This window comes from Embleya sp. AB8, from assembly GCF_049739465.1.
GTDB lineage: Bacteria > Actinomycetota > Actinomycetes > Streptomycetales > Streptomycetaceae > Embleya.
This window is the reverse complement of record NZ_JBMHHY010000028.1, coordinates 42673-61516: the sequence shown is the minus strand read 5'-3', so window position 1 is coordinate 61516 and position 18844 is coordinate 42673. Positions and strand designations below refer to the sequence as shown.

The window sequence follows — 18844 nt, the reverse complement described above, 5'->3', positions numbered from 1 at the left end:
GCTACAGCGCCAGCATGTCCCGGAGTTCGCGTTTGAGCACCTTGCCCACCGCGTTGCGCGGCAGCGCCCGTTCGGTGAAGCGGACCAGGGTCGGCACCTTGAACGCGGCCAGTCGACGGGCCACGTGCCCGCGCAGTTCGGCCGCGGTCGCCGCGCCTGCGGTATGCAGCCGGACCACGGCCGCCACCTCCTCCCCCAGGTCGTGGTGCGGCACCCCGACCACCGCGACGTCCGCGATCGCCGGATGCTCGAACAGGACCGCCTCGACCTCGGCCGAGTAGACGTTCTCCCCGCCCCGGATGATCACGTCCTTGAGCCGGTCCACCACGTACAACCGCCCCTCGGCGTCCAGATAGCCGAGGTCCCCGGTACGGAACCAACCGTCGGGAAATGCCTCCTTGCTCTCCCCGGGCCGGTGCCAATAGCCGCGCACCACCTGTGGACCGCGCACCCGGATCTCCCCGGTACGCCCGGTCGGCAGTTCCTCGCCGGTCAGCGGATCGGCCACCCGCAGCTCGACCGTGGGTACCGGAAGGCCGACGCTGTCCGGGTGTTCGTAGTAGTCGTCGCCCGAGTTCACCACCACCACGCAGGTCGTCTCGGTCATCCCGTACGCGTTCAGCGGCACGATGGTGTTGCCCGACATCTCGCCCACCCGGCCGACCAGATCCGGCGGCACCGGCGAGCCGCCCGCCCCCAGACTGGTCAGGCTGGACAGGTCGTGGCCGGCCCGCAGCGGCGATTCGACCAGGCGACGCAGCAGGGTGGGCACCATATTGGCGGTGGAGATCCGCTCGCTCTCGATCAACTCCAGCGCCCTGGCGGTGTCCCAGTGGTGCATCAGGCACAACTTGGCACCACGCGCCGCGCCGACGTAGAGACTGGACAACCCGGCGATGTGGAAGAACGGGTAGACCTGCAGGCTGCTGGGCGCGGGCAGGCCGGCACTCAGCACGTCGAGCGCGGCGGGCCCCTTGGCCAACTCGGCGGTGGGCATGCCCAGTCGGGCCATCCCGACCGCCTGGAGCAGCTGCATCGTATGCAGGTTGGTGGTGTGGTTGTGGTGCGTGCCGACCGCGCCCTTGGGCCGCCCGGTGGTACCGGAGGTGTACATGATCGTCGCGTCGTCGAACGGCTCGGGGCCCTCCGCCGGCAGCGCGCAGTCCCCGGTGAACCCGCGCAACAACGCGGACAGATCGCTCTCCCCCGGAGCCGGCCGCCCCTCGGGCCGGACCACCAGGACGGTGCGCCCCCCGTCCGGGCCCGGCCGATCCCGGAGCCGCTCGGCCCGCTCGCCGTCGCAGATCAACACCTCGGTGCCGGAGTCCTCGATCGCGTAGCGCAGTTCGTCCGCGGTCCACCACGCATTGAGCGGTACGGCGATCGCGCCGAGCACCTGGATCGCCCAGAACGCGAGCGGCCATTCGAGCAGGTTGCGCATCGCGATGGCCACCCGGTCGCCGCGCCGGACGCCGCACTCGGCGGCCAGATGTCGGGCCAGGTGGGCGACCAGGCGATGTTGCTCGGCATAGTCGATCCGCTCGTCCTCGTAGACCAACGCGTCCCGGCCGCCGTAGTCGACCAGATCCTCGAAGACCGCGCGCAGCGTGCGTGGGGCCCGGCTCAGGACCCGCCAGGGGATGCCGTCGTGGACGACCTCCTCGATCGCGTAGGCCGATTCGGGTCCGGTGAGTTCGGCCAGGGCCTGTGTCCGATCCAGCATCCGGTGGGTCCACCTCCTGCACACTGCGCGCGACTGGTACCGGCGGGTAGGAGCCCATCAAAGCTAATGCGGAGATCGCGGCGCGGGAACCCTGGCATTCCACGTGATCACCCGGCAGGGTGGCCGAACGGACAACGGCCGGCACGTGTGCGTCCCGCAGGAGGCTTCCGTGGAATACGAGCAGATCTCGACCTCGATCGAGCACAACGTGCTGACCGTGACGCTGAATCGGCCGGATCGGCTGAACGCGTACACCTACCGGATGCGCGAGGAGATCACCCACGCGCTGGACGTCGCCGACGCGGACGACGAGGTCCGGGTGGTGGTGTTCACCGGCAGCGGGCGAGCCTTCTGCGCGGGAGCCGACCTGGAGATGGGCGCCGAGACGTTCGATCCCGGGGTACATGCGGAGCGGTTCGCGGACGTGGTGGACGACGCGGCGGCGTTCCGCGACGACGGCGGCCGACTGGTACTGCGCCTGTACCGCTCGAAGAAGCCGCTGATCGCCGCGATCAACGGGCCGGCGGTGGGGGTGGGGGCGACCATGACGCTGCCGATGGACATCCGGATCGCCTCCACGCAGGCCCGGTTCGGCTTCGTCTTCGCCCGGCGCGGGATCACCCCCGACGGTTGCTCGACATGGTTCCTGCCGCGCGTGGTGGGCCTGGACCGGGCCCTGGAATGGTGCCTCACCGGCCGGGTCTTCGCCGCACCGGAGGCCCTGGAGGCGGGCCTGATCCGCGAATCGGTCCCCCCGACGGAACTCCTCCCCCGCGCCCACGAGTTGGCCCGAACAATCGCCGAAAACACCCCGGCGGTGGCCATCGCCCTGACCCGCCGCCTCCTGTGGGACATGCAAACCGTCCCCGACCCGGAAACCGCCCACCGCCACGAATCCAGAGCCCTGCACTGGACCGGCAGCTCGGCGGATGCCCAGGAGGGCGTAGTGGCCTTCCTCGAAAAACGCCGCCCCGACTTCCCCCTACGCATCAGCACGGACCTCCCGGACCTGCCGCCGATCCGGTAGCCGGCGCCATCCGCCCTACGGACCGCAACACTCCCGCCTTGGGCAGGCAGAATTCGGCCCGTCCGGCGCCTGAAGACCGGCGGTACGCCACCAAGCCGACCCACGGATCACGGGAGCGTGTTCCGGACCCTTCGGTGTTTACTTCGGAGATTCGTGATCGTTGCCGGCACCGGCGCCAATGTACCGTCACGGTATGAGGCTGAATCCTGCTGAAGCATGCCTGCGCTTCCGTGAATCCCGCGTAGCCCGTTTGGCCACTGTGTCGAGTTCCGGAGAGCCGCACATGGTCCCCATCACATTCGCATCGGATGGGAGCATGTTGTATTTCGCCGTCGACCACAAGCCGAAGGCTTCGTCCAATCTACGTCGACTGCGTAATATTCGGGAGAACAATCGAGTATCGATTCTTGTCGACCGATACGCTGACGATTGGTCCGAACTCTGGTGGGTCCGCGCCGACGGACACGCGGAGATTTGGGAGAACGACCTGCACCGCGCCTGTTGCGTTGCTGCGGGAAAAATATCCACAGTATCGAGAGCACGCACCCGCGGGCCCTGTGGTTGCAGTCACGATTCATCGCCTGACCGGCTGGTCCTTCGCCGAGTGACCTCGCTGTATGTGGCGCTCGCCGTTCCGGCGGTGAAAACGACACCACCCGCTCCGGCGGTGGTTGCCGACCATCACCCGTTCAGTCGGCGGCAGTTGCTCAACCACGGCGTGACCGACCCCGACGCGCCCGACCGCATGCGTCCGCTGTGCGCGCGCTGCCACAACAGGGAGACTGCGCGGCTTCAGCCCCGGCGGGTGGGCGGCCGAGCGTCGCTCCGAGCGCGAGTCCGGCGCGAGCTGAGTGCGTGGCCCAGGGGGTGACCCCCTCCCCGGGGGCGAAGCGGCGGCAGGGAGAGAAGAAATCGGCGCGGCTCATAGAGTCGTTTTGGCGGGTGTCTACAACTGTTGATGCTCGCAACGATGCCCCGACTCGTTGGCCATTCGCCTTCGGGTCGGGGCACGTTTGCGTTTCACGGGCGCAGTGGATCGCGCCGTAGCTCGGGGAGAAATTGGACGGGGTGCCTGGCAGGTACTAGGCGCACAGAAAGGAGGTCAGGGCCGCCCACGATATTTCGTTGACTGCGAGAGTTCCAACACTTGGGTCTTTGCTGTCGCGAATCGCCGTCGCGTTCTCGATCGGGGCAACTTCCACGCATTCGCTTTGCGCGCCGGAGTATGAGGATTTCCGCCATGCGAGATCGGCGGCAACTGTCGGAATATTCTCGATCATTTGGAACCCATCTCATTGGCAGCGCTCTTTATCAGCGCGAGTGACTTCTTGTACGGATGCGCATCTGCGACAACCCGGCGGGCAAGCGCCGAATACCTGACGACTTCGTCGGGCTCTTCGATGTAGATGGTGCTCACCATGCTGTCCACGTAGACAACGTCGGTCTCGGCGGGATCGGGGAAGGTCAGGATGACGAACGGTCCGAACAGCGCAGCGTGGGCTTCCGAGGTCTTCGGAAGGACCTGAAGGTTGATGTTGGGCTCGTTGGCCATCTCGATCACATAGGACAATTGTTCTTGCATGACCGCCCGGCCGCCGATCTCTTGACCGAGAACCCACTCGGAGAGGACGACCCATACCGTCAGCGGATCCGGCCGAGTGAGGACCGATCGGCGCTCTTGGCGAATCTGCGTCAAGGTATCAACTTGGTCGGCCGTCACTTCCGGCAACTGAGCCTTGACAACGGCACGGGTATAACTCTCGGTCTGTAGCAGCCCCGGAATCAGGAAGGGCTGGACGCTCAGGAACTCCGATGCATCGGCTTCCAGAGCGATGTAATCGGCGTACATGGGATTGAGATCCTGGGCATAGCGGTTCCACCAGCCCCGCTGACGACTGTCTCTCGACAGTTCCTCCAGGCGCGAACGGACACCCTCGTCATCGACACCGTACGAGTCGAGGAGCAAGCGAAGGTCCACGAGTCGGATGCCCGACTGGCCGCCCTCGATGCGGCTGATCTTCGACTCTGCGCACGCAAGTGTCCTCGCCGCGTGGGCAATCGTTTGGCCGGCACCGACGCGGATCTCTCGCAACGTCCGTGCCAACCGTCTCTGACGGACGGTCGGGTTGCGGTTGACGGTCACGTTCACCCCTCCCAAGGTCTACCCACTCGGGCAGCAGTCTGCCGGGCAGCGGGCGAACTCAACAAGATCGGCTGATCCGAAACGAGGGTATCTGAAATGGGGACTTGCACTATTGCTCACACGAGAGCACGCTACCGATAGCGACATCACCAACACCGATTGGTGATCTTGGGAGTTGCCGTGCCCTGCCGAGCGGCCATTTCGTCGCGCCTGAACTGCCCCGGTGTCGGTCTCGATCGCGCGTGGTCCCGGCACCGGGGCGCATGGTCTCGGAGGGAGTGGCATGACGAAGTCGACGCATCCGCCCGGTGTGGTGCGGACGTTGAGCCCGGATCAGTACGCCGTTCGGGGATGGATCATCCGCCGTGTTCGTGCCCGGTATCCCCGGCTGGTCGCTCGGCGGGCTCCCTGCGGCACGGGGAGGCTGTCGTGAGCCGTGAAGCGGACTTCGTCGTCGGTCCGGACGGGATCGCCGCGCCGCTGGTCGTAGCGCGTGAACTGCCCCCGCGCGAACGCCCTTTGCCGCTGCGGTACGCCGTCGGCGATTGGGTCGCCCCGCTGCCCGGGTCGGGCCACGACACCTACCCGGCCGGCCGGGTCGAACGGGCCGAGGACTGTGCCGGGCTCGACAACGACCAGGTGGTCATGGTGCAGGCCGGCGGCGACGGCATGCCGTACCTGTTGCGCGCATCCGAGCTGTACCGGGTCGAGCCGCCGCGCTGACCCCCACGTTCGCCCCGCCCGGATGCTCGGGGAAGAACTCCGGGCGGGGTCCGCACCATCCGAGCACTACCGATAGGAGAGGTAGGGCACATGGCCGACGACGACGAATACGAGATCACCGGCGGGAACGTGAACTGCTCGCATGAGTGGTGGCGCTGGTCGGGCGACGATAGGTGCAAGAAGTGCCCGGCGGTACGCAGGAAGAAGTAGACGACCCGATCCCGTGACCGACACGAGAGGCAACCCATGGAACGTCGCTGGACATGGACCGAACTACCCGCCACGGTCCGGGCGGAGATCGAGTCGGTCACGGGACCGGTGCACACGGCGGAACCGCTCGCCGAGGGGCTGACATCACCCTTCACGGCCGTGCTGCGGGCACCGGGCCGCAGGGTGTTCGCCAAGGCCACGCCGACCACGAACGCCAAGGCAACCGAGCACCAGGAGCGGGAGACCTCGGCCGCCCCCGTGGTCGGCGGACGCCTCGCCCCGACCATGCTCGCCCACCTCACCCCGCACGGGTGGGACGTACTCCTGTTCGCCCACGTCGACGGGCGGTACGCCGATGTGTCGCCCGGTGGGGCCGACCTGTCCCCGCTCGCCCACGCCCTGAGCCGGGCCGGCCGCATCCGACCGCCCCACGGGATCGCCCTGCCGCCGCTGGCCGACCGATGGGCCGAACACCTCACCCCGGGCGAACGCGCCCTGCTCGGCGGAACACACCTGCTGCACACCGACCTGAACCCCTGGAACATCCTCATCGAAGACGACGGGCACGGCGGACGTGCCCGCTTCGTGGACTGGGGCATGTCCGCCATCGGCCCCGCATGGGCCGAACTCGCCTACGCATACCTGCTGTTGCTGTGGTCCGAGCACACCCCCGAGTCCGCACACGCGTGGCTGCGACAGTTCCCGACCTGGCGCGCGGCGTCCAACGCGGGTATCCGCGCATTCGTCACCGGGGCCACCGCGGAAGCGAACGCCCGGGACCTACCCGACCAGGCCAAACGATGGGAATCGCTACTCGCACGGTGACGCCCTGGTCGTGACCCCCGCATGAGATCACTGGTCGGCAGTGCCGACCGGGGCATCGGAGGAGACGGTGGCTATTCAGCAATTCAGTCCGGGGTTCGCACACACGATTTCTGGCACGACAACCACGCCGACCGCTGCAAGCACTGCGGAGTGGTGCGAACGACCAGGCGGGGAACGGGAATCCGACCCCGTGACCGACGAAGGGACCACATGGAACAGCAGTCGTGGACGGAACTCCCGAACGGGGTCCGGTCCGCTGTCGAGTCGGTCACGGGGCCGGTACTCGAAACCGAGGACATCACCACCTGGCACGGCTCGACGGCATTCGTCGCCGTACTCACGACGGGAACGGGCAAGGTGTTCGTCAAGGGCGCGCCCAGCACCGACACCGAAGCGGCCGAGCAGCGCCGGCGGGAAACCTTGGTCGCCCCGCTCGTGACCCGATTCGCCGCGCCCTTGATCGCCCACGTCGCCGAGGACGGGTGGATCCTGCTCCTGTTCGGCCACGTCAAGGGTGGCAACGCCGATCTGTCGCCCGGGTCCATCGACCTGGGATACCTCGCCGCGACGCTGCGGGACGTCCAACAGGTGCGCCCGCCACACGGGTTCGCGCTGCCGCCGCTCGCCGACCAGTGGACCGAATACCTCACCGGCGACCAACGATCGCTGCTGTCCGGCAACCACCTCGTACACAACGACCTCGTGCCGTCGAACGTGATGCTTCGACAGGCCGGCTACACGAGGCAGGTCGTGTTGGTCGACTGGGGGCGCGCGGTGCTCGGTCCCGCGTGGGCGGAGTACGCCGGGCTGTACATGTGGCTGCTGTTCTCCGGCCACACCCCCGAAGCCGCCCGAGCGTGGCTCGGGCAGTTCCCCGCGTGGCGCATGGCGAGCCGCGCCGGCATCCGGGCGTACGTCGCCGGGGCAACGGCCGAGTGTGCGAACTCCCCGGAACACGCCGCGCGGTGGGCGACCCTGCTGGACCAATGACGACCGACTCCAGCCCGTCCGGCGGTTGAGGACAACAGGCGGTACGCCGCCGAGCCAACCCGCGCCCACCTCGCCACCCCGGCCGAGCAACCCCGCGCCTACGGCAACCCCCGCGGCACGCCGCTCGTGTGTGTTGTTGTGTTTTGCAACCGTTTCGGGCACTCTTGGCGCACATTCGGGTGCACGGTGTTGAGGAGCAAGGCGATGTCGGACAGCGTTGAGCGGCGAGTGGTCCGTGAGGTCGGTGCGGCCACCCGGTTGATTCGGCTGTTGATGGCTCCCCCGCTGCACGCGGCGGGGATCACCCAGGCGGAATACCACCTGCTCGCCCACCTGGAGGAGCGCGGCACCTCCACCGGCAAGGAACTCGCCTGCCGGCTCAGCCTGGACAAGACCACGATCAGTCGGCAGCTGACCGCGCTCGAAGAGGCCCACCTGATCGCCCGGACCACCGACCCGACCAATCGCCGGTCACACCTGATCACCCTCACCGACGCCGGCCACGCCCGCCTCGCCGACGCCCGACAGCGCAGCCTCGCCGTGATGGCGGACCGGTTCGCCGCCTGGCCCAAGGAGGAACTGGGCGCGCTCGCCGACCACTTGGCCCGCTTCAACGACGTACTGCGCGGCGACACGGTCGAAGCCGTCGAAGCCGAACAACAACAACCACGCTAGGGATGGTGGTCGGTTCGGGACGTACCAGCGCAGCCTGTAGCCCGCACCGACCGAGTTCATCGGGGCTTGCAGCCGGGTGGGTCGGGCCTCGTTCTCGCCCGGCCCACCCGGCCGGGGCAGGTTGGTGGCGACGTACCAGGATGTACCAGGTGGCGTCGGCGACGCACCACGTATCGGTGTGCCCGTCGCGGAACGTGCGTGCGCGCCGCACGCCACCCGAGCAGTCACGCCACGGTCCGCCGTCGACGAACCCCCGTCAGTCGGCGGTACCGCCGCCGGCGGAGAAGTGGGCGGATGAGTCGCGCCTCCACAGGAAGCCGACGGTCGCGAGCCCCGCGACGCAGGGGAGCAGCCCGGCCAGGTTCACCAGCGTCGGCTGAGGTTGGGTGAAGTTGTAGACGGAGATGGCGCTTGCCACGGTGAAGACCGAGGTCGCGACCGTGCGCGTCCACCGCTTTCCCCGCTTGCTCGCCCACGCCATCCACAACCACATGGCGATGCCGACCGTGGCGATGGTGAACAGATAGGTGAGGACACTGGACTTGACCGACTCGAGCCTCGTGTCGTCGTAGTCGGGGTAGACGTCCCGAAGCCGGTCACCGAGCGGACCGGCCATGGCGACAGTGGTGGCCGCCGAGACCAGGGTGAGGGTCACTCCGACATACATCGTGGTGACGGCGTTCCGGATCGACGGCGGCGTGGCTCGGCGCTGCGTCTGCGATTGCATCGGATCTCCCTGCACGGATATGGGGTGTTCGCGCGGCGACGCGCTGGTAGCCTGCGCGGGAAACATTGGGATCCCAAACTTGGGACATCATGTCTCAATCGAGAAGCAGGTGCAACGCAATTGAAGACGAACGACGACCAGGCCCCCACCGGCCTCGCCCACCGACGCCGCCGCCGGTTGTCGGACGAAGAGACCGAGCAGCGCATGTTGCGGGCCGCGCTGGACTCGGTCAATCGCACCGGGCTGACGGTGAGTCTGGAGCACATCAGCTTCGAGGACGTGATCCGGGACGCGGGCGTCGCCCGCAGCGCGGTCTACCGTCGCTGGCCGTACAAGGACCTGTTCTTCAGCGACCTCCTGCGTGAACTCGCCGGTGGGCTGGCCCCGGCCGGCATAGCGGCGGAGGAGTCCGCGACGGAGCTGGTCAGACGCGTCGCCCTGGAGCGGCTGGACTGGCTCAAGACGCCGGAACTACGCCACGACCTGTACGTCGAGCTGCTGCGCCAGGGGGCGTTGCTGGACTTCGAGACGATCCACGCCTCGACGGAGTGGCGTACGTACCTGGCACTGCACGCGACGTTCGTAGGCCTGGCGGACGGCGACCTCAGGGCCGATGTGCAGGCCGCCCTCGCAACGGCGGATCAGGGGTTCGTCGCGCGGATCTCGGCAGCCAACGAGCGGATGGCGGAACTCCTGGGCTATCGGCTGCGGCCCGAACTCGGCTCGACCTTCGAGACGTTGACGGGCCTGGTCAGTGCCACCCTGCGGGGGCTGGTCATCATGGCACTGTCCAACCCGGACGTGGTCGTGCGGCGCAACCGGGCCAATCCCTTCGGGGCGTCGGGGACGGCCGAGTGGTCGCAACCCGCCCTGGGCGTCGCGGGGATCGCCTTCGCGTTCCTGGAGCCCGACCCGTCGGTGGAATGGAACGACGAGCGGGTGGCGGGGGTCCGTCGGGCCTTGGAAACCGGGCAAAATCTCGGCCATCGCCAACCGGGCTAGTGTCCGGCGCCGAGAGTCGGTCGCCGGTCGCCGGGGACGCCCGCGACCTGCGGGTCACCGCCGACACGGTCCACACGTGGCAACCGCGCTTCCTCGCCGACCGACCGGGCACCGGACCGGGCCCAGTACCGAACGCGGCGCCAGCGCCGCGCCCGGCGCTAGTTGTCGGCCACCCTCGGGTGCACCCGCGGTCGAGCCCGGTAGACGTCGTAGACACCCTGCACTCGGCGCAGCGCCCGCAGCAGCTTCGGCAGTGTGGCCAGGTCGGCGAGTCGGATCGTGTACGTCTGCCGCACCCGCATCTGCTGCGGCGGCGCGATCGAGGCCGAGGTGATGTCGGCGCCCTCCGCATCGATCGCGGCGGTGACGTCGGCGAGCAGGCGTGGCCGATCCAGCGCCTCGATCTGCAACGTGACCCGGTAGCCCTGATCGGCCTGATGCGGCAGCCAGGACGCGGCCACCACGTCGCGGCCCGCGCGGCGCATCTGCTGGACGTTGGTGCAGTCGGCCCGGTGTACGGCCACCGTGCCGCCGCGGATCACGAAGCCCGCCAGCTCGTCCGGCGGCACCGGGGTACAACAGCGGGCCAGCCGGACCGGGGCGCCCGGTGAGCCCGGCACGCTGACCGCGGTCTCCGCGGGGTCGGCCGGTGGCCGGCGGGTCCGGGCCGGGGCCTGGGCCGCGGCGTCCCCGACGGCCGGGACAAAGTCGGCCCCGCCAACCCGCGCCCCCTGCGCGGCCTCCCCGGACGCGGCCAGGTTGCCCAGCGGCGGCGCGAGCAGCGGGTCGAGGCGACCCTCGACGCCGTGCGGATACTTGGCCAACCACGCCTCGATGGCGACCCGGGCCAGCGGGCTGCGGACGAACGAGAGCCATTCCTTCGACGGCGCCGCGGCGCCCGGCGGTGCGGTGATGATCGACACGGTCTCGCCGTCGGCGAGTACCGAACTCAGCGCGACCAGGCGGCCGTTGATCTGCGCGCCGATACATCGGTGGCCGGTCTGCTCGCCCATCGCGTAGGCCGCGTCCACACACGTGGACCCGGCGGGCAGGGTGAGCGGGCGACCGCCGGGGGTGAATACCAGGAGCTCGCGGTCCGCCGACAGGTCGGCGGTCAGCGAGCTCCAGAAGACGTGCGCGTCGGGGATGCCGCCCTGCCACGCGAGCAGCCGATGCAGCCACGCGAGCTGCTCGGGGGCGTCGGGGCCGGTGTCCGGTTTGCCGGTGTGCGCGACGACGCCGAACTCGGCCAGGCGATGCATGCGTCGGGTGCGGATGAGCGCCTCGACCTTGTCGCCCTCGGGCAGCGTGATCGCGGTGTGCAGCGACTGGTAGAGGTTGAACTTGGGGGTGGCGATGTAGTCCTTGAACTCGCCCGCGATCGGCGACCAGCAGGTGTGCAGTACGCCGAGCGCGCCGTAACAGTCGGTGTCCGCGTCCACCACGATCATCAGCCGGGACAGGTCGAACGGACCCAGATCCTCGCGCCCGCGCCGCTTTTGTACGCGCCGTACGGATACGTGGTGCCGCGCGCGCGGCGATACCTCCGCCTCGATCCCGGCGTCGCGCAGCGCGCGTTTGACCGTCGTACACAGCTTGGACACGGCCTCGTCGGTGACCGCCTGACTCGCGTTGACCGTGCGGGCCGTCGCGGCGTGCTCCTCGGGCCGGAGCGTGGCGAAGACGATGTCCTCCAGCTCCGACTTGAGCACGTGGATGCCCAACCGCTCGGCGAGCGGGATGAACACCTCCTGCGTGGCCTCCGCGGTGCGGATCTGGCTGGCCCGGCGGCGATATCGGATCGTGCGCATGTTGTGCAGCCGGTCGGCCAGCTTGATCACGGTCACCCGCAGATCCCGGCCGGTGGCCACGATGATCTTGCGCATCGTCTCGGCCTCGGCCCGGTCGCCCAGGTCGACCCGCTCCAGCTTGGTGACGCCGTCCACGAGGTGGGTGACATCGTCGCCGAACGCCGCGCGGACCTCGTCCAGGGTCAGGTCGGTGTCCTCGACCGTGTCGTGCAGCAGTGCGGCAACCAGTGTGGTGGTGTCCGCGCCCAGCTCGGCCAGGATGGTGGCCACCGCGAGCGGGTGCGTGATGTACGGCTCGCCGCTCTTGCGCATCTGCCCGCGATGGGACAACTCGGCGACCGCGTACGCCTCCTGAATGGCCGTCACATCGGCCTTCGGGTGGTGCACACGATGTACCTGGAGCAGCGGTTCGACCGCGTCCGGCGTGCGTCGACGACTTCCGGTGAGGAAGGTGACCGCGGCCAGGCCGAGCCGTTGGATGGGTTGTTGGACAGGCCGGCGGGACAGTCGTCCGACCCGGTCGGACATGCTCCGGCTCGGACCGGCACCGTCGGCTCGCGGTGCACCCTTGGGCACACCCGCACCGGCCGGCGGGTCGAGTCCCCCGATCGTCATGCGGCACCTCCGGCAGCTACCCCCGGAGTCGCCCCCGGTGATTCATGCTACCGACAACAACACGGACGGTGTCCGCGTGATGTCGCCCGTCACACACGATCACCCGCACGGGTCACGGAGCCCGCGTCGGATGATGGTGAAGAGGCCAGCCTAACCCCTCGGGATCTTGTCCGGACGCGCACCCACCGGGCTCGCGGAGCGCGCCGGTCGCGCGACGGGCGCACAAGTAGTGGTGACTGGGCGTCAGTTTCCCTGCGCGCGCTCCCAGTACGTACCCGCGAGCATCGCCTCGATCAACCCACGGTGCAGCACCGTCTCGTCCGGGTCGGCGGGTTGCTCACGCTCGCCGAAGTGCCACTGGCGGTGCGCGATGCGGGCCATCACCACGCCGTGCCGGACCGCGGCGTACATCTCGAAGTACCGCATGTCGCGCGGCGCGTGGCCGGTGCGCCGCTCGTATTGCGCGCACACGTCCTCGGTGCGCATGAGGTCGGGCAGGCCCGGGAGTCCGTAGCGGGTGGCGATGTCCTGGAAGAACGCGTGGATGAAGATCATCCAGGCGAGGTCCAGCTCACGCGGGCCGACCGCGGCCATCTCCCAGTCCAGGACGGCGGTCGGCGCGAAGTCGACGTAGAGGATGTTGCCGATCCGGGCGTCGCCCCAACTGATCACATCCGGGCCGGTCTCGGCCGGGAAGTTGTCCTCCAGCCAGGCGAACGCGCGGTCCAGGAGCGGGACGCGCTGCCCCTCGATGCCCCACTCGTACCACGCGCGCAGGTCGTCCAGATGCCGGCGCAGCGCACTCTCCCCGGGGCCCGGGTATTGCAGGAAGGCGATCTCGTCGGCGCTCGCCTCGATCCCGTGGATCGCCGCGACGATGGCCACCGACTCCCTCTGGAGCCGGCGCTGCTGCTCGGGCGTGGCCGCGAGCAGCCAACCGTCCATCGTGTACGGCATCACGTCCGGCGGCGCGGCGCCCTCGGCCCGGCGCATCACGAAGAACGGGGCGCCCAGCGGGCCGGCGTCCGGCTCGTTCCACAGCAGCGTGGGCACCGGGATCGCGCAGCGCTCCCCGACCAGCGTCATCACCTTGAACTGCTTGTCCAGGTCATAGGTCGGGAACACCGGCTTGGCGTCCATCGACGGGCGCATCCGCACCACGCAGCGCTCGGTGTGCCGGCCGCCGGCCGTCGTCCAGGTCGCGTCGAACAGCAGCGTCTCGCTGGACATGCCGTTGCCGGAGGGGGCGGCCAGTTCGGAGACCTCCGGCTCGGCGCCCTCGGGCAGCCGGCCGGTCAGCCAGGCGAGCAGTTGGTCGTGCACCGTCGCCAGGTCGCGCGTACTGGTCTGCGGACGGGTGACCTCGTCGGGGTCGGCCACGACAACCTCCGGTATCCACGGCGGCTGCCCTGCCGCCGCCAGAAAAGTGAAACACGTTCTATCACGTGTGACACGTGTCATCAATGGCCGGGAAGCCGGGTGTGGCCGGGAACGGCGGGGCCGCCGGCCCGCTCACCCCGACGCGATGCGGGGCCCGGCTCACACGTGTTGCAAACTGGACGGATGTCGTCAACCCCCGCCACGGTCCGCTCGCGCCCGCGCTGGTGGATCGAGTTGCTGCTGATCGCGGTGCTGTACGAGGCGTACTCGCTGAGCCGGCTTGTGGTCCGCGGCGACGTGGACGCCGCGCTGCGCAACGCCGAGCGAATATTGCACGTGGAGTCGCTGACCCACCTGGATCCCGAGCACGTGCTCAACCAGGTGGTGTCCAGCCATGTGTTCATCGGCGTGGTCTGCGACTACGCCTACGCGACGCTGCACTACGTGATCACCCCGCTGGTGTTGTTCTGGTTGTGGCGCCGGCGGCCCGAGCACTATCGGGGCGCGCGCACCACTCTGGCCATCGCAACACTGGTGTCGCTGGCCGGATTCATGCTCTTCCCCACCGCGCCGCCGCGAATGATCGGCGGTTTCACCGACACCATGGCGCACTTCGCGTCCTGGGGTTGGTGGGGGGACGGGGCGAGTGCGCCGCGCGGGATGGAGCACATGACCAACGAGTACGCGGCGATGCCGTCGTTGCACGTGGGCTGGGCCGCGTGGTGCGGGTGGCAGTTGTGGCGGCTCGGGCGCGGTCGGGTGTTGCGCGGGCTGGGCGTGCTGTACCCGCTCCTGGTGGTCGTGGTGGTGCTCGGCACGGCGAACCACTACCTGGCGGACGTGCTCGCGGGCCTCGCGGTGATGGGCCTGGGCGCGCTCGCCTCGCCGTGGTTGTTGCGCGGTCTCGATCGACTGCGCGACGGGGTGGCGATGCGCCGGGAAGCGTCGAATAAAGCCACTCCGCCGATCGAAACAAAATAAAACCCCGCCCCCCAATAACAGCACTCCGCTGAACTTAAAACGATTTCGGTCAAGATCGGCCGGATACGACCTCCGGACGACGCTTGTCTTGTCGGCAGGCGGTACCTTCTGGGTGGTCCCGCGCCCGGTAACGGCAAGGATTACGTCATCGGGCATACGCCGATCGGACAAGTCACCACAACAGTGGCCGAACCCGGTCGGTCTCGGCCTGACCGGACCCCGTCCGGCGGACGGACGGCGCGGCGAACCGAAGCGGCGAACCAGGGACGGGGCCGGCAGGCGACGACAGCGGGGAGCGGTAATGCGAATCAGCGCCGTGGTGTTCGACGTGGGCGAGACCCTGGTCGACGAGACGCGGGAATACGGCACCTGGGCGGATTGGTTGGGCGTGCCCCGGCACACGTTCGCGGCCACGTTCGGGGCGGTGATCGCGCAGGGCCTCGACTATCGCGAGGTGTTCCAGCGCTTTCGGCCCGGCTTCGACCTGACCGCGGAGCGCGCGGCGCGCACGAAGGCGGGCTTCCCCGAATGGTTCGGCGAGGAAGACCTGTACACCGACACCCGCCCGTGCCTGAAGGCGCTGCGCGACCAACGGGTGTGGCTGGGCGTGGTCGGCAACCAGACGGTGAACGCGGGCCTGATCCTGCGCGGCCTCGACCTGGGCGTGGACCTGCTCGCCACCTCCGACGACTGGGGCATCAGCAAGCCGGACCCGGCCTTCTTCGAACGCCTGGTGGCCGAATCCCCGTGCCCCGCAGAGGAAATCCTGTACGTCGGCGACCGCCTGGACAACGACGTCCGCCCGGCCCACCTGGCCGGCCTGCGCACCGCCCACATCCGCCGCGGCCCCTGGGGCTACCTGGTGGCCGACACCCCGGAACTCACCGAGGTAACCGACCTACGCCTCGAGTCCCTGACCGAACTCCCGGCCGCAATCGCCAAAATCAACGGCACGACGGAGCAATAGCCGACCAGGCAACCCGGCCGGCGCATCAGGCAGGCCGACACCAACCGCCGGCCGAACAAAACCAGCCCGGCCGGCGCTTGAGGCCACTCAGCCCCGCCGGCGCTTGAGGCGAACCAAGCCGAGCCAACACCAACCGCCGGCCGCACAAAATCAGCCCGGCCGGCGCTTGAGGCCACTCAGCCCCGCCGGCGCTTGAGGCGAACCAAGCCGAGCCAACACCAACCGCCGGGCGCACAAAATCAGCCCGGCCGGCGCTTGAGGCCACTCAGCCCCGCCGGCGCTTGAGGCGAACCAAGCCGAGCCGACACCGACCGCCGGCCGAACAAAATCAGCCCGGCCGGCGCTTGAGGCCAATTAGCCCGGCCGGCGTTTGAGGCCACCTCGGCCGAAGGCCGGGTCGAATCAGCCCGGCCGGCGCTTGAGGCCAAGGCAGCCCCGCCGGCACGTGAGGCCACCTACCCCTCCACCCCACGCGCCCCGCCCCCCGCCCGAAGCCGATCGTCGATATCGCGCACGAAGACCTCCCGCGACCACGGCGCCAACGACGCCCGAACCGTGCGCACCCGATCCACCGCCGTCGCATACCCCTGCACGCCGACCAGGTCCAACGCCTCCTCCAACAGCCGACAGGCGTCCCGCGGCTCCCGGGCCCCGACGGCAGTCGCCGCCAGCTCCGCCAACGTCATCGCCCGCTGCTTGTGGCTGTGCGCCGGCAACCCCGCGAGCGTGCGCTCCAAGGTCGCCCGCGCCTCGGCCGACCGCCCCGCCGCCACCTCCGCCGCGCCCCGGAAACCCTCCAGCCGGGCCGCCGAGAACCAGTCCAACCAGGCCGGTGGCCCATCCGCCGTCCACGACCCGGGCGTCTCCGGCGGCGCGTACGTATCCGCCGCCCGATCGAGCAGCGGGAAGGCCGCGTCCGGCGTGCCCAATCGCACCTCCGCCTCGGCCGCGACCGCGTCCAACCACGCCCGCAGGGTGGGCCCGGCCTCGCCCGCCGCGGTCCGCTCGCGCGCCGCGGCCAACGTGTCCCGGGCCTCCGTGCCCCGCCCGCTCCACGCCGGCGCGAAGGCCATGTGCCCGAGCACCGCCGCGGCCAGCGCCCCGTCCCGCCCCCGATCGGCCGCCTCCAGGGCCAGGTCCTGCCAGCGCCGCACATGCGGCCCGCGCAGGCTCAGGTCGAAGAACGCGATCCGAGACGCGAGCAGCGCGGTCTCCGCGATCGCCGAGCAGTGCGCCCCCTCCGGACCCTCGGCCAACAACCGGGCGCCGTTGCGGGCGTGTTCGGCCACCACCGGCAACAACCGCCCCGGCTCCTCGACCCAGTAGCGGGTCCGCAGCCGGGCGGTGGTCGCGATGTAGGCGACCGGATCGGGCAGCGCACGAGCCACCGCCGACGAGGCGTACGCGGCGGAAGTCTTCGCCGTGAGGCCGGCGACGGCGGCGCCGGCCAGAAAGGTACGTCGTTGCACCCCGTCCTCCCTACGCGTCGTGGTGACGGACATGACTGCGTGGACCCGATCACGCGATACACCGGGCCGGACCGCTCCGTCCTTGATCTCGATCGTGACCCCGTCCCACCTGCGGCGTCATGCCTCTAGCTCGTTAGGGCGGCAAGAGTCCTCAGCGCGTCCTGCAGGAGTCCCACCGCGGGCCTCGTCACACGGTGTGCCGGCCTGGTTGCATCTAGGGCAGAAGCGGACGTCCTCAAAGTCGGACGCTTCGGGCACGTGCAGGACGAAGAGGACGCTTCGAGGACCTCCCCGGCCCCCGAGGGCGATTCCGTTTCCACGACGAAACGAGAGGACCGCCTCACCGATGGACGCCGACGTGAACCGAACGACGCTGGCAGCGCTGCCACAGGACGCGCTTCGGAACCCGTACGCCCCTCGCCTGGTCGCCGCCGGCGAGACGTTCGACGTGATCGAGGTGGAGGACCGGCTCGGCCGTGAGGCACTGGCCACGCTGTACGCGCACCGCGTGCCGGTCGGTCCGGTCATCTTCGATCGCCGTTACCGCCGGATCGGCTTCCTGGTACCGCCGACCACCGTGATGCCGATGCGGCCACGCGAGCGCAGGCTCGGCCCGCGACACCACGGGCGGGGTGCGTGGATCACCTTTCCGCCGCCGCCGGAGCAGAACGACGGACCGCTGGTGTGGCTGGTCCCGCCGACGCCCGACAACCGGCTGACCACGCTGCGCCACGTGCGCGCGGCGATCGCCGAGGCGGCCCGCGCGCTCGCCGAGCGCCACCAGCAGGCGATCTGAGATCGCCCAGGACGTACCGGTCGGGCACCTGACATCACGAGCGGCTCCCCCAATGCCTGCTCGACCCGGCCGGTATCGGTAGGACGCGATGCGCCCCCTCGCCACTCGGCGCGGGGGCGCATCCGCGTGTCCGGCCCGACTCGGTTCGCCGCCGCACGAACCGGCTCGCCGAACGGCCCCACCGAGCCGCCCCGCCGAACCGCCCCGCCGAGCCGACGTCGATACCGCCGCCGAAAACCGGCGCGCGCAACCGGTTCGACCGGCCGATTCGGGGTTTATCCGGGCGGTCTCCCGGCTCTCGTCGCTCTTTCGGGCAAGGGTCTTTCGGATGGCGTCGCGTTGGTGACAATGGCAAGGGCGCGGGATCTTGCCCGCCGCTCCCCTGGTCCGTAGTCGTCGTCAGCACGTCTGCACTGTCGGAAGGATTCCGCGCATGCCGTCCGAGTCGCGCAAGCCCCGTATGCGGCCCGCGCCGCTGTTGTTCGAGCCCTCGGTCCCCGAGCCGCCCGACGATCGCTTCTTCGACCTGGACGATCTGACCGATCCCCAGGAGGTGCTGACCCGCTCCACCGACCTGGCCGAGGCGTTTCGGGCGGCGGCCGACCGGGCGGTGGACTATCAGGCGATGGCCGTGGCGCGGATGGCGGATCCGAATCGGTTCGACCATCTGACGACGGCTCAGATCGCGCTGCGGGCGGGCTGGGGCGAGGACTACACGGCGAAGATGATCGAGCACGGCCGGCGGTTGTTGCTCGAGCGCGGCGAGTGACGGTCGGTCCC

The 18844-nt window shown here is 69.6% G+C and carries 18 protein-coding genes; 11 read left to right on the top strand and 7 right to left on the bottom strand.

Annotation, left to right across the window (positions count from 1 at the left end; all coding sequences use genetic code 11):
- Position 1: 1 nt before the first annotated feature.
- Positions 2 to 1723, bottom strand: coding sequence for a class I adenylate-forming enzyme family protein (locus tag ABIA38_RS34575; RefSeq protein WP_424642886.1), 1722 nt, complete (start codon positions 1721 to 1723; stop codon positions 2 to 4).
- Between the two features lie 169 nt (positions 1724 to 1892).
- Between ABIA38_RS34575 and ABIA38_RS34570 the strand changes: the two genes are divergently transcribed.
- Both ABIA38_RS34570 and ABIA38_RS34565 read left to right on the top strand, forming a co-directional pair.
- A complete protein-coding gene (locus ABIA38_RS34570) occupies positions 1893 to 2750 on the top strand; it encodes an enoyl-CoA hydratase-related protein (RefSeq protein ID WP_424642885.1) in 858 nt (285 codons plus the stop codon).
- 178 nt (positions 2751 to 2928) lie between these two features.
- A complete protein-coding gene (locus ABIA38_RS34565; RefSeq protein WP_424642884.1) occupies positions 2929 to 3621 on the top strand; it encodes a TIGR03668 family PPOX class F420-dependent oxidoreductase in 693 nt (230 codons plus the stop codon).
- Positions 3622 to 3832: 211 nt separating this feature from the next.
- On the opposite strand, the gene ABIA38_RS34560 is transcribed toward ABIA38_RS34565, so the two are convergent.
- Together ABIA38_RS34560 and ABIA38_RS34555 are read right to left on the bottom strand one after the other, a co-directional pair.
- Positions 3833 to 4030, bottom strand: coding sequence for a DUF397 domain-containing protein (locus ABIA38_RS34560; protein ID WP_424642883.1), 198 nt, complete (start codon positions 4028 to 4030; stop codon positions 3833 to 3835).
- Positions 4027 to 4899: a helix-turn-helix domain-containing protein gene (locus ABIA38_RS34555; protein ID WP_424642882.1), complete on the bottom strand. Its 873-nt coding sequence runs from the start codon at positions 4897 to 4899 to the stop codon at positions 4027 to 4029. The genes ABIA38_RS34560 and ABIA38_RS34555 overlap by 4 nt, the downstream gene beginning before the upstream one ends.
- Before the next feature lie 423 nt (positions 4900 to 5322).
- On the opposite strand from ABIA38_RS34555, the gene ABIA38_RS34550 reads away from it, so the two are divergent.
- The 4 genes from ABIA38_RS34550 to ABIA38_RS34535 all read left to right on the top strand — a co-directional run bounded on the left by ABIA38_RS34550 (position 5323) and on the right by ABIA38_RS34535 (position 8316).
- Entirely contained in the window at positions 5323 to 5616 is a 294-nt protein-coding gene (locus tag ABIA38_RS34550; protein ID WP_424642881.1) for a hypothetical protein, read from the top strand.
- 246 nt (positions 5617 to 5862) lie between these two features.
- Entirely contained in the window at positions 5863 to 6651 is a 789-nt protein-coding gene (locus ABIA38_RS34545; RefSeq protein WP_424642880.1) for a phosphotransferase, read from the top strand.
- A 210-nt stretch (positions 6652 to 6861) separates the two neighbouring features.
- Positions 6862 to 7641 carry a phosphotransferase family protein gene (locus tag ABIA38_RS34540; RefSeq protein ID WP_424642879.1) on the top strand — a complete coding sequence of 260 codons (780 nt, stop codon included), beginning with the start codon at positions 6862 to 6864 and terminating at the stop codon, positions 7639 to 7641.
- Positions 7642 to 7845: 204 nt separating this feature from the next.
- A complete protein-coding gene (locus ABIA38_RS34535; RefSeq protein WP_424642878.1) occupies positions 7846 to 8316 on the top strand; it encodes a MarR family winged helix-turn-helix transcriptional regulator in 471 nt (156 codons plus the stop codon).
- Positions 8317 to 8572: 256 nt separating this feature from the next.
- On the opposite strand, the gene ABIA38_RS34530 is transcribed toward ABIA38_RS34535, so the two are convergent.
- Positions 8573 to 9043, bottom strand: coding sequence for a hypothetical protein (locus ABIA38_RS34530; protein WP_424642877.1), 471 nt, complete (start codon positions 9041 to 9043; stop codon positions 8573 to 8575).
- Positions 9044 to 9163: 120 nt separating this feature from the next.
- Here ABIA38_RS34530 and ABIA38_RS34525 point away from each other — a divergent pair, with 120 nt between their 5' ends.
- Positions 9164 to 10045: a TetR/AcrR family transcriptional regulator gene (locus ABIA38_RS34525; RefSeq protein WP_424642876.1), complete on the top strand. Its 882-nt coding sequence runs from the start codon at positions 9164 to 9166 to the stop codon at positions 10043 to 10045.
- A gap of 158 nt (positions 10046 to 10203) precedes the next feature.
- Here the strand turns inward: ABIA38_RS34525 and ABIA38_RS34520 are convergent, their stop codons facing one another.
- Both ABIA38_RS34520 and ABIA38_RS34515 read right to left on the bottom strand, forming a co-directional pair.
- On the bottom strand, positions 10204 to 12471 hold the full coding sequence (locus ABIA38_RS34520; RefSeq protein WP_424642875.1) for a RelA/SpoT family protein: 2268 nt from the start codon (positions 12469 to 12471) through the stop codon (positions 10204 to 10206).
- 243 nt (positions 12472 to 12714) lie between these two features.
- Positions 12715 to 13851 (bottom strand): phosphotransferase family protein, encoded by a 1137-nt coding sequence (locus ABIA38_RS34515; protein WP_424642874.1) that lies wholly within the window; start codon positions 13849 to 13851, stop codon positions 12715 to 12717.
- A gap of 183 nt (positions 13852 to 14034) precedes the next feature.
- Here ABIA38_RS34515 and ABIA38_RS34510 point away from each other — a divergent pair, with 183 nt between their 5' ends.
- Complete coding sequence (locus ABIA38_RS34510; RefSeq protein ID WP_424642873.1) at positions 14035 to 14832, top strand: phosphatase PAP2 family protein; 798 nt, start codon at positions 14035 to 14037, stop codon at positions 14830 to 14832.
- Between the two features lie 301 nt (positions 14833 to 15133).
- Positions 15134 to 15799, top strand: coding sequence for an HAD family hydrolase (locus tag ABIA38_RS34505; RefSeq protein WP_424642872.1), 666 nt, complete (start codon positions 15134 to 15136; stop codon positions 15797 to 15799).
- A gap of 455 nt (positions 15800 to 16254) precedes the next feature.
- Here the strand turns inward: ABIA38_RS34505 and ABIA38_RS34500 are convergent, their stop codons facing one another.
- Entirely contained in the window at positions 16255 to 17268 is a 1014-nt protein-coding gene (locus ABIA38_RS34500; RefSeq protein ID WP_424642871.1) for a transcriptional regulator, read from the bottom strand.
- A gap of 358 nt (positions 17269 to 17626) precedes the next feature.
- Between ABIA38_RS34500 and ABIA38_RS34495 the strand changes: the two genes are divergently transcribed.
- Together ABIA38_RS34495 and ABIA38_RS34490 are read left to right on the top strand one after the other, a co-directional pair.
- On the top strand, positions 17627 to 18064 hold the full coding sequence (locus ABIA38_RS34495) for a hypothetical protein (protein ID WP_424642870.1): 438 nt from the start codon (positions 17627 to 17629) through the stop codon (positions 18062 to 18064).
- 433 nt (positions 18065 to 18497) lie between these two features.
- On the top strand, positions 18498 to 18833 hold the full coding sequence (locus ABIA38_RS34490) for a hypothetical protein (RefSeq protein WP_424642869.1): 336 nt from the start codon (positions 18498 to 18500) through the stop codon (positions 18831 to 18833).
- Positions 18834 to 18844 lie beyond the last annotated feature (11 nt).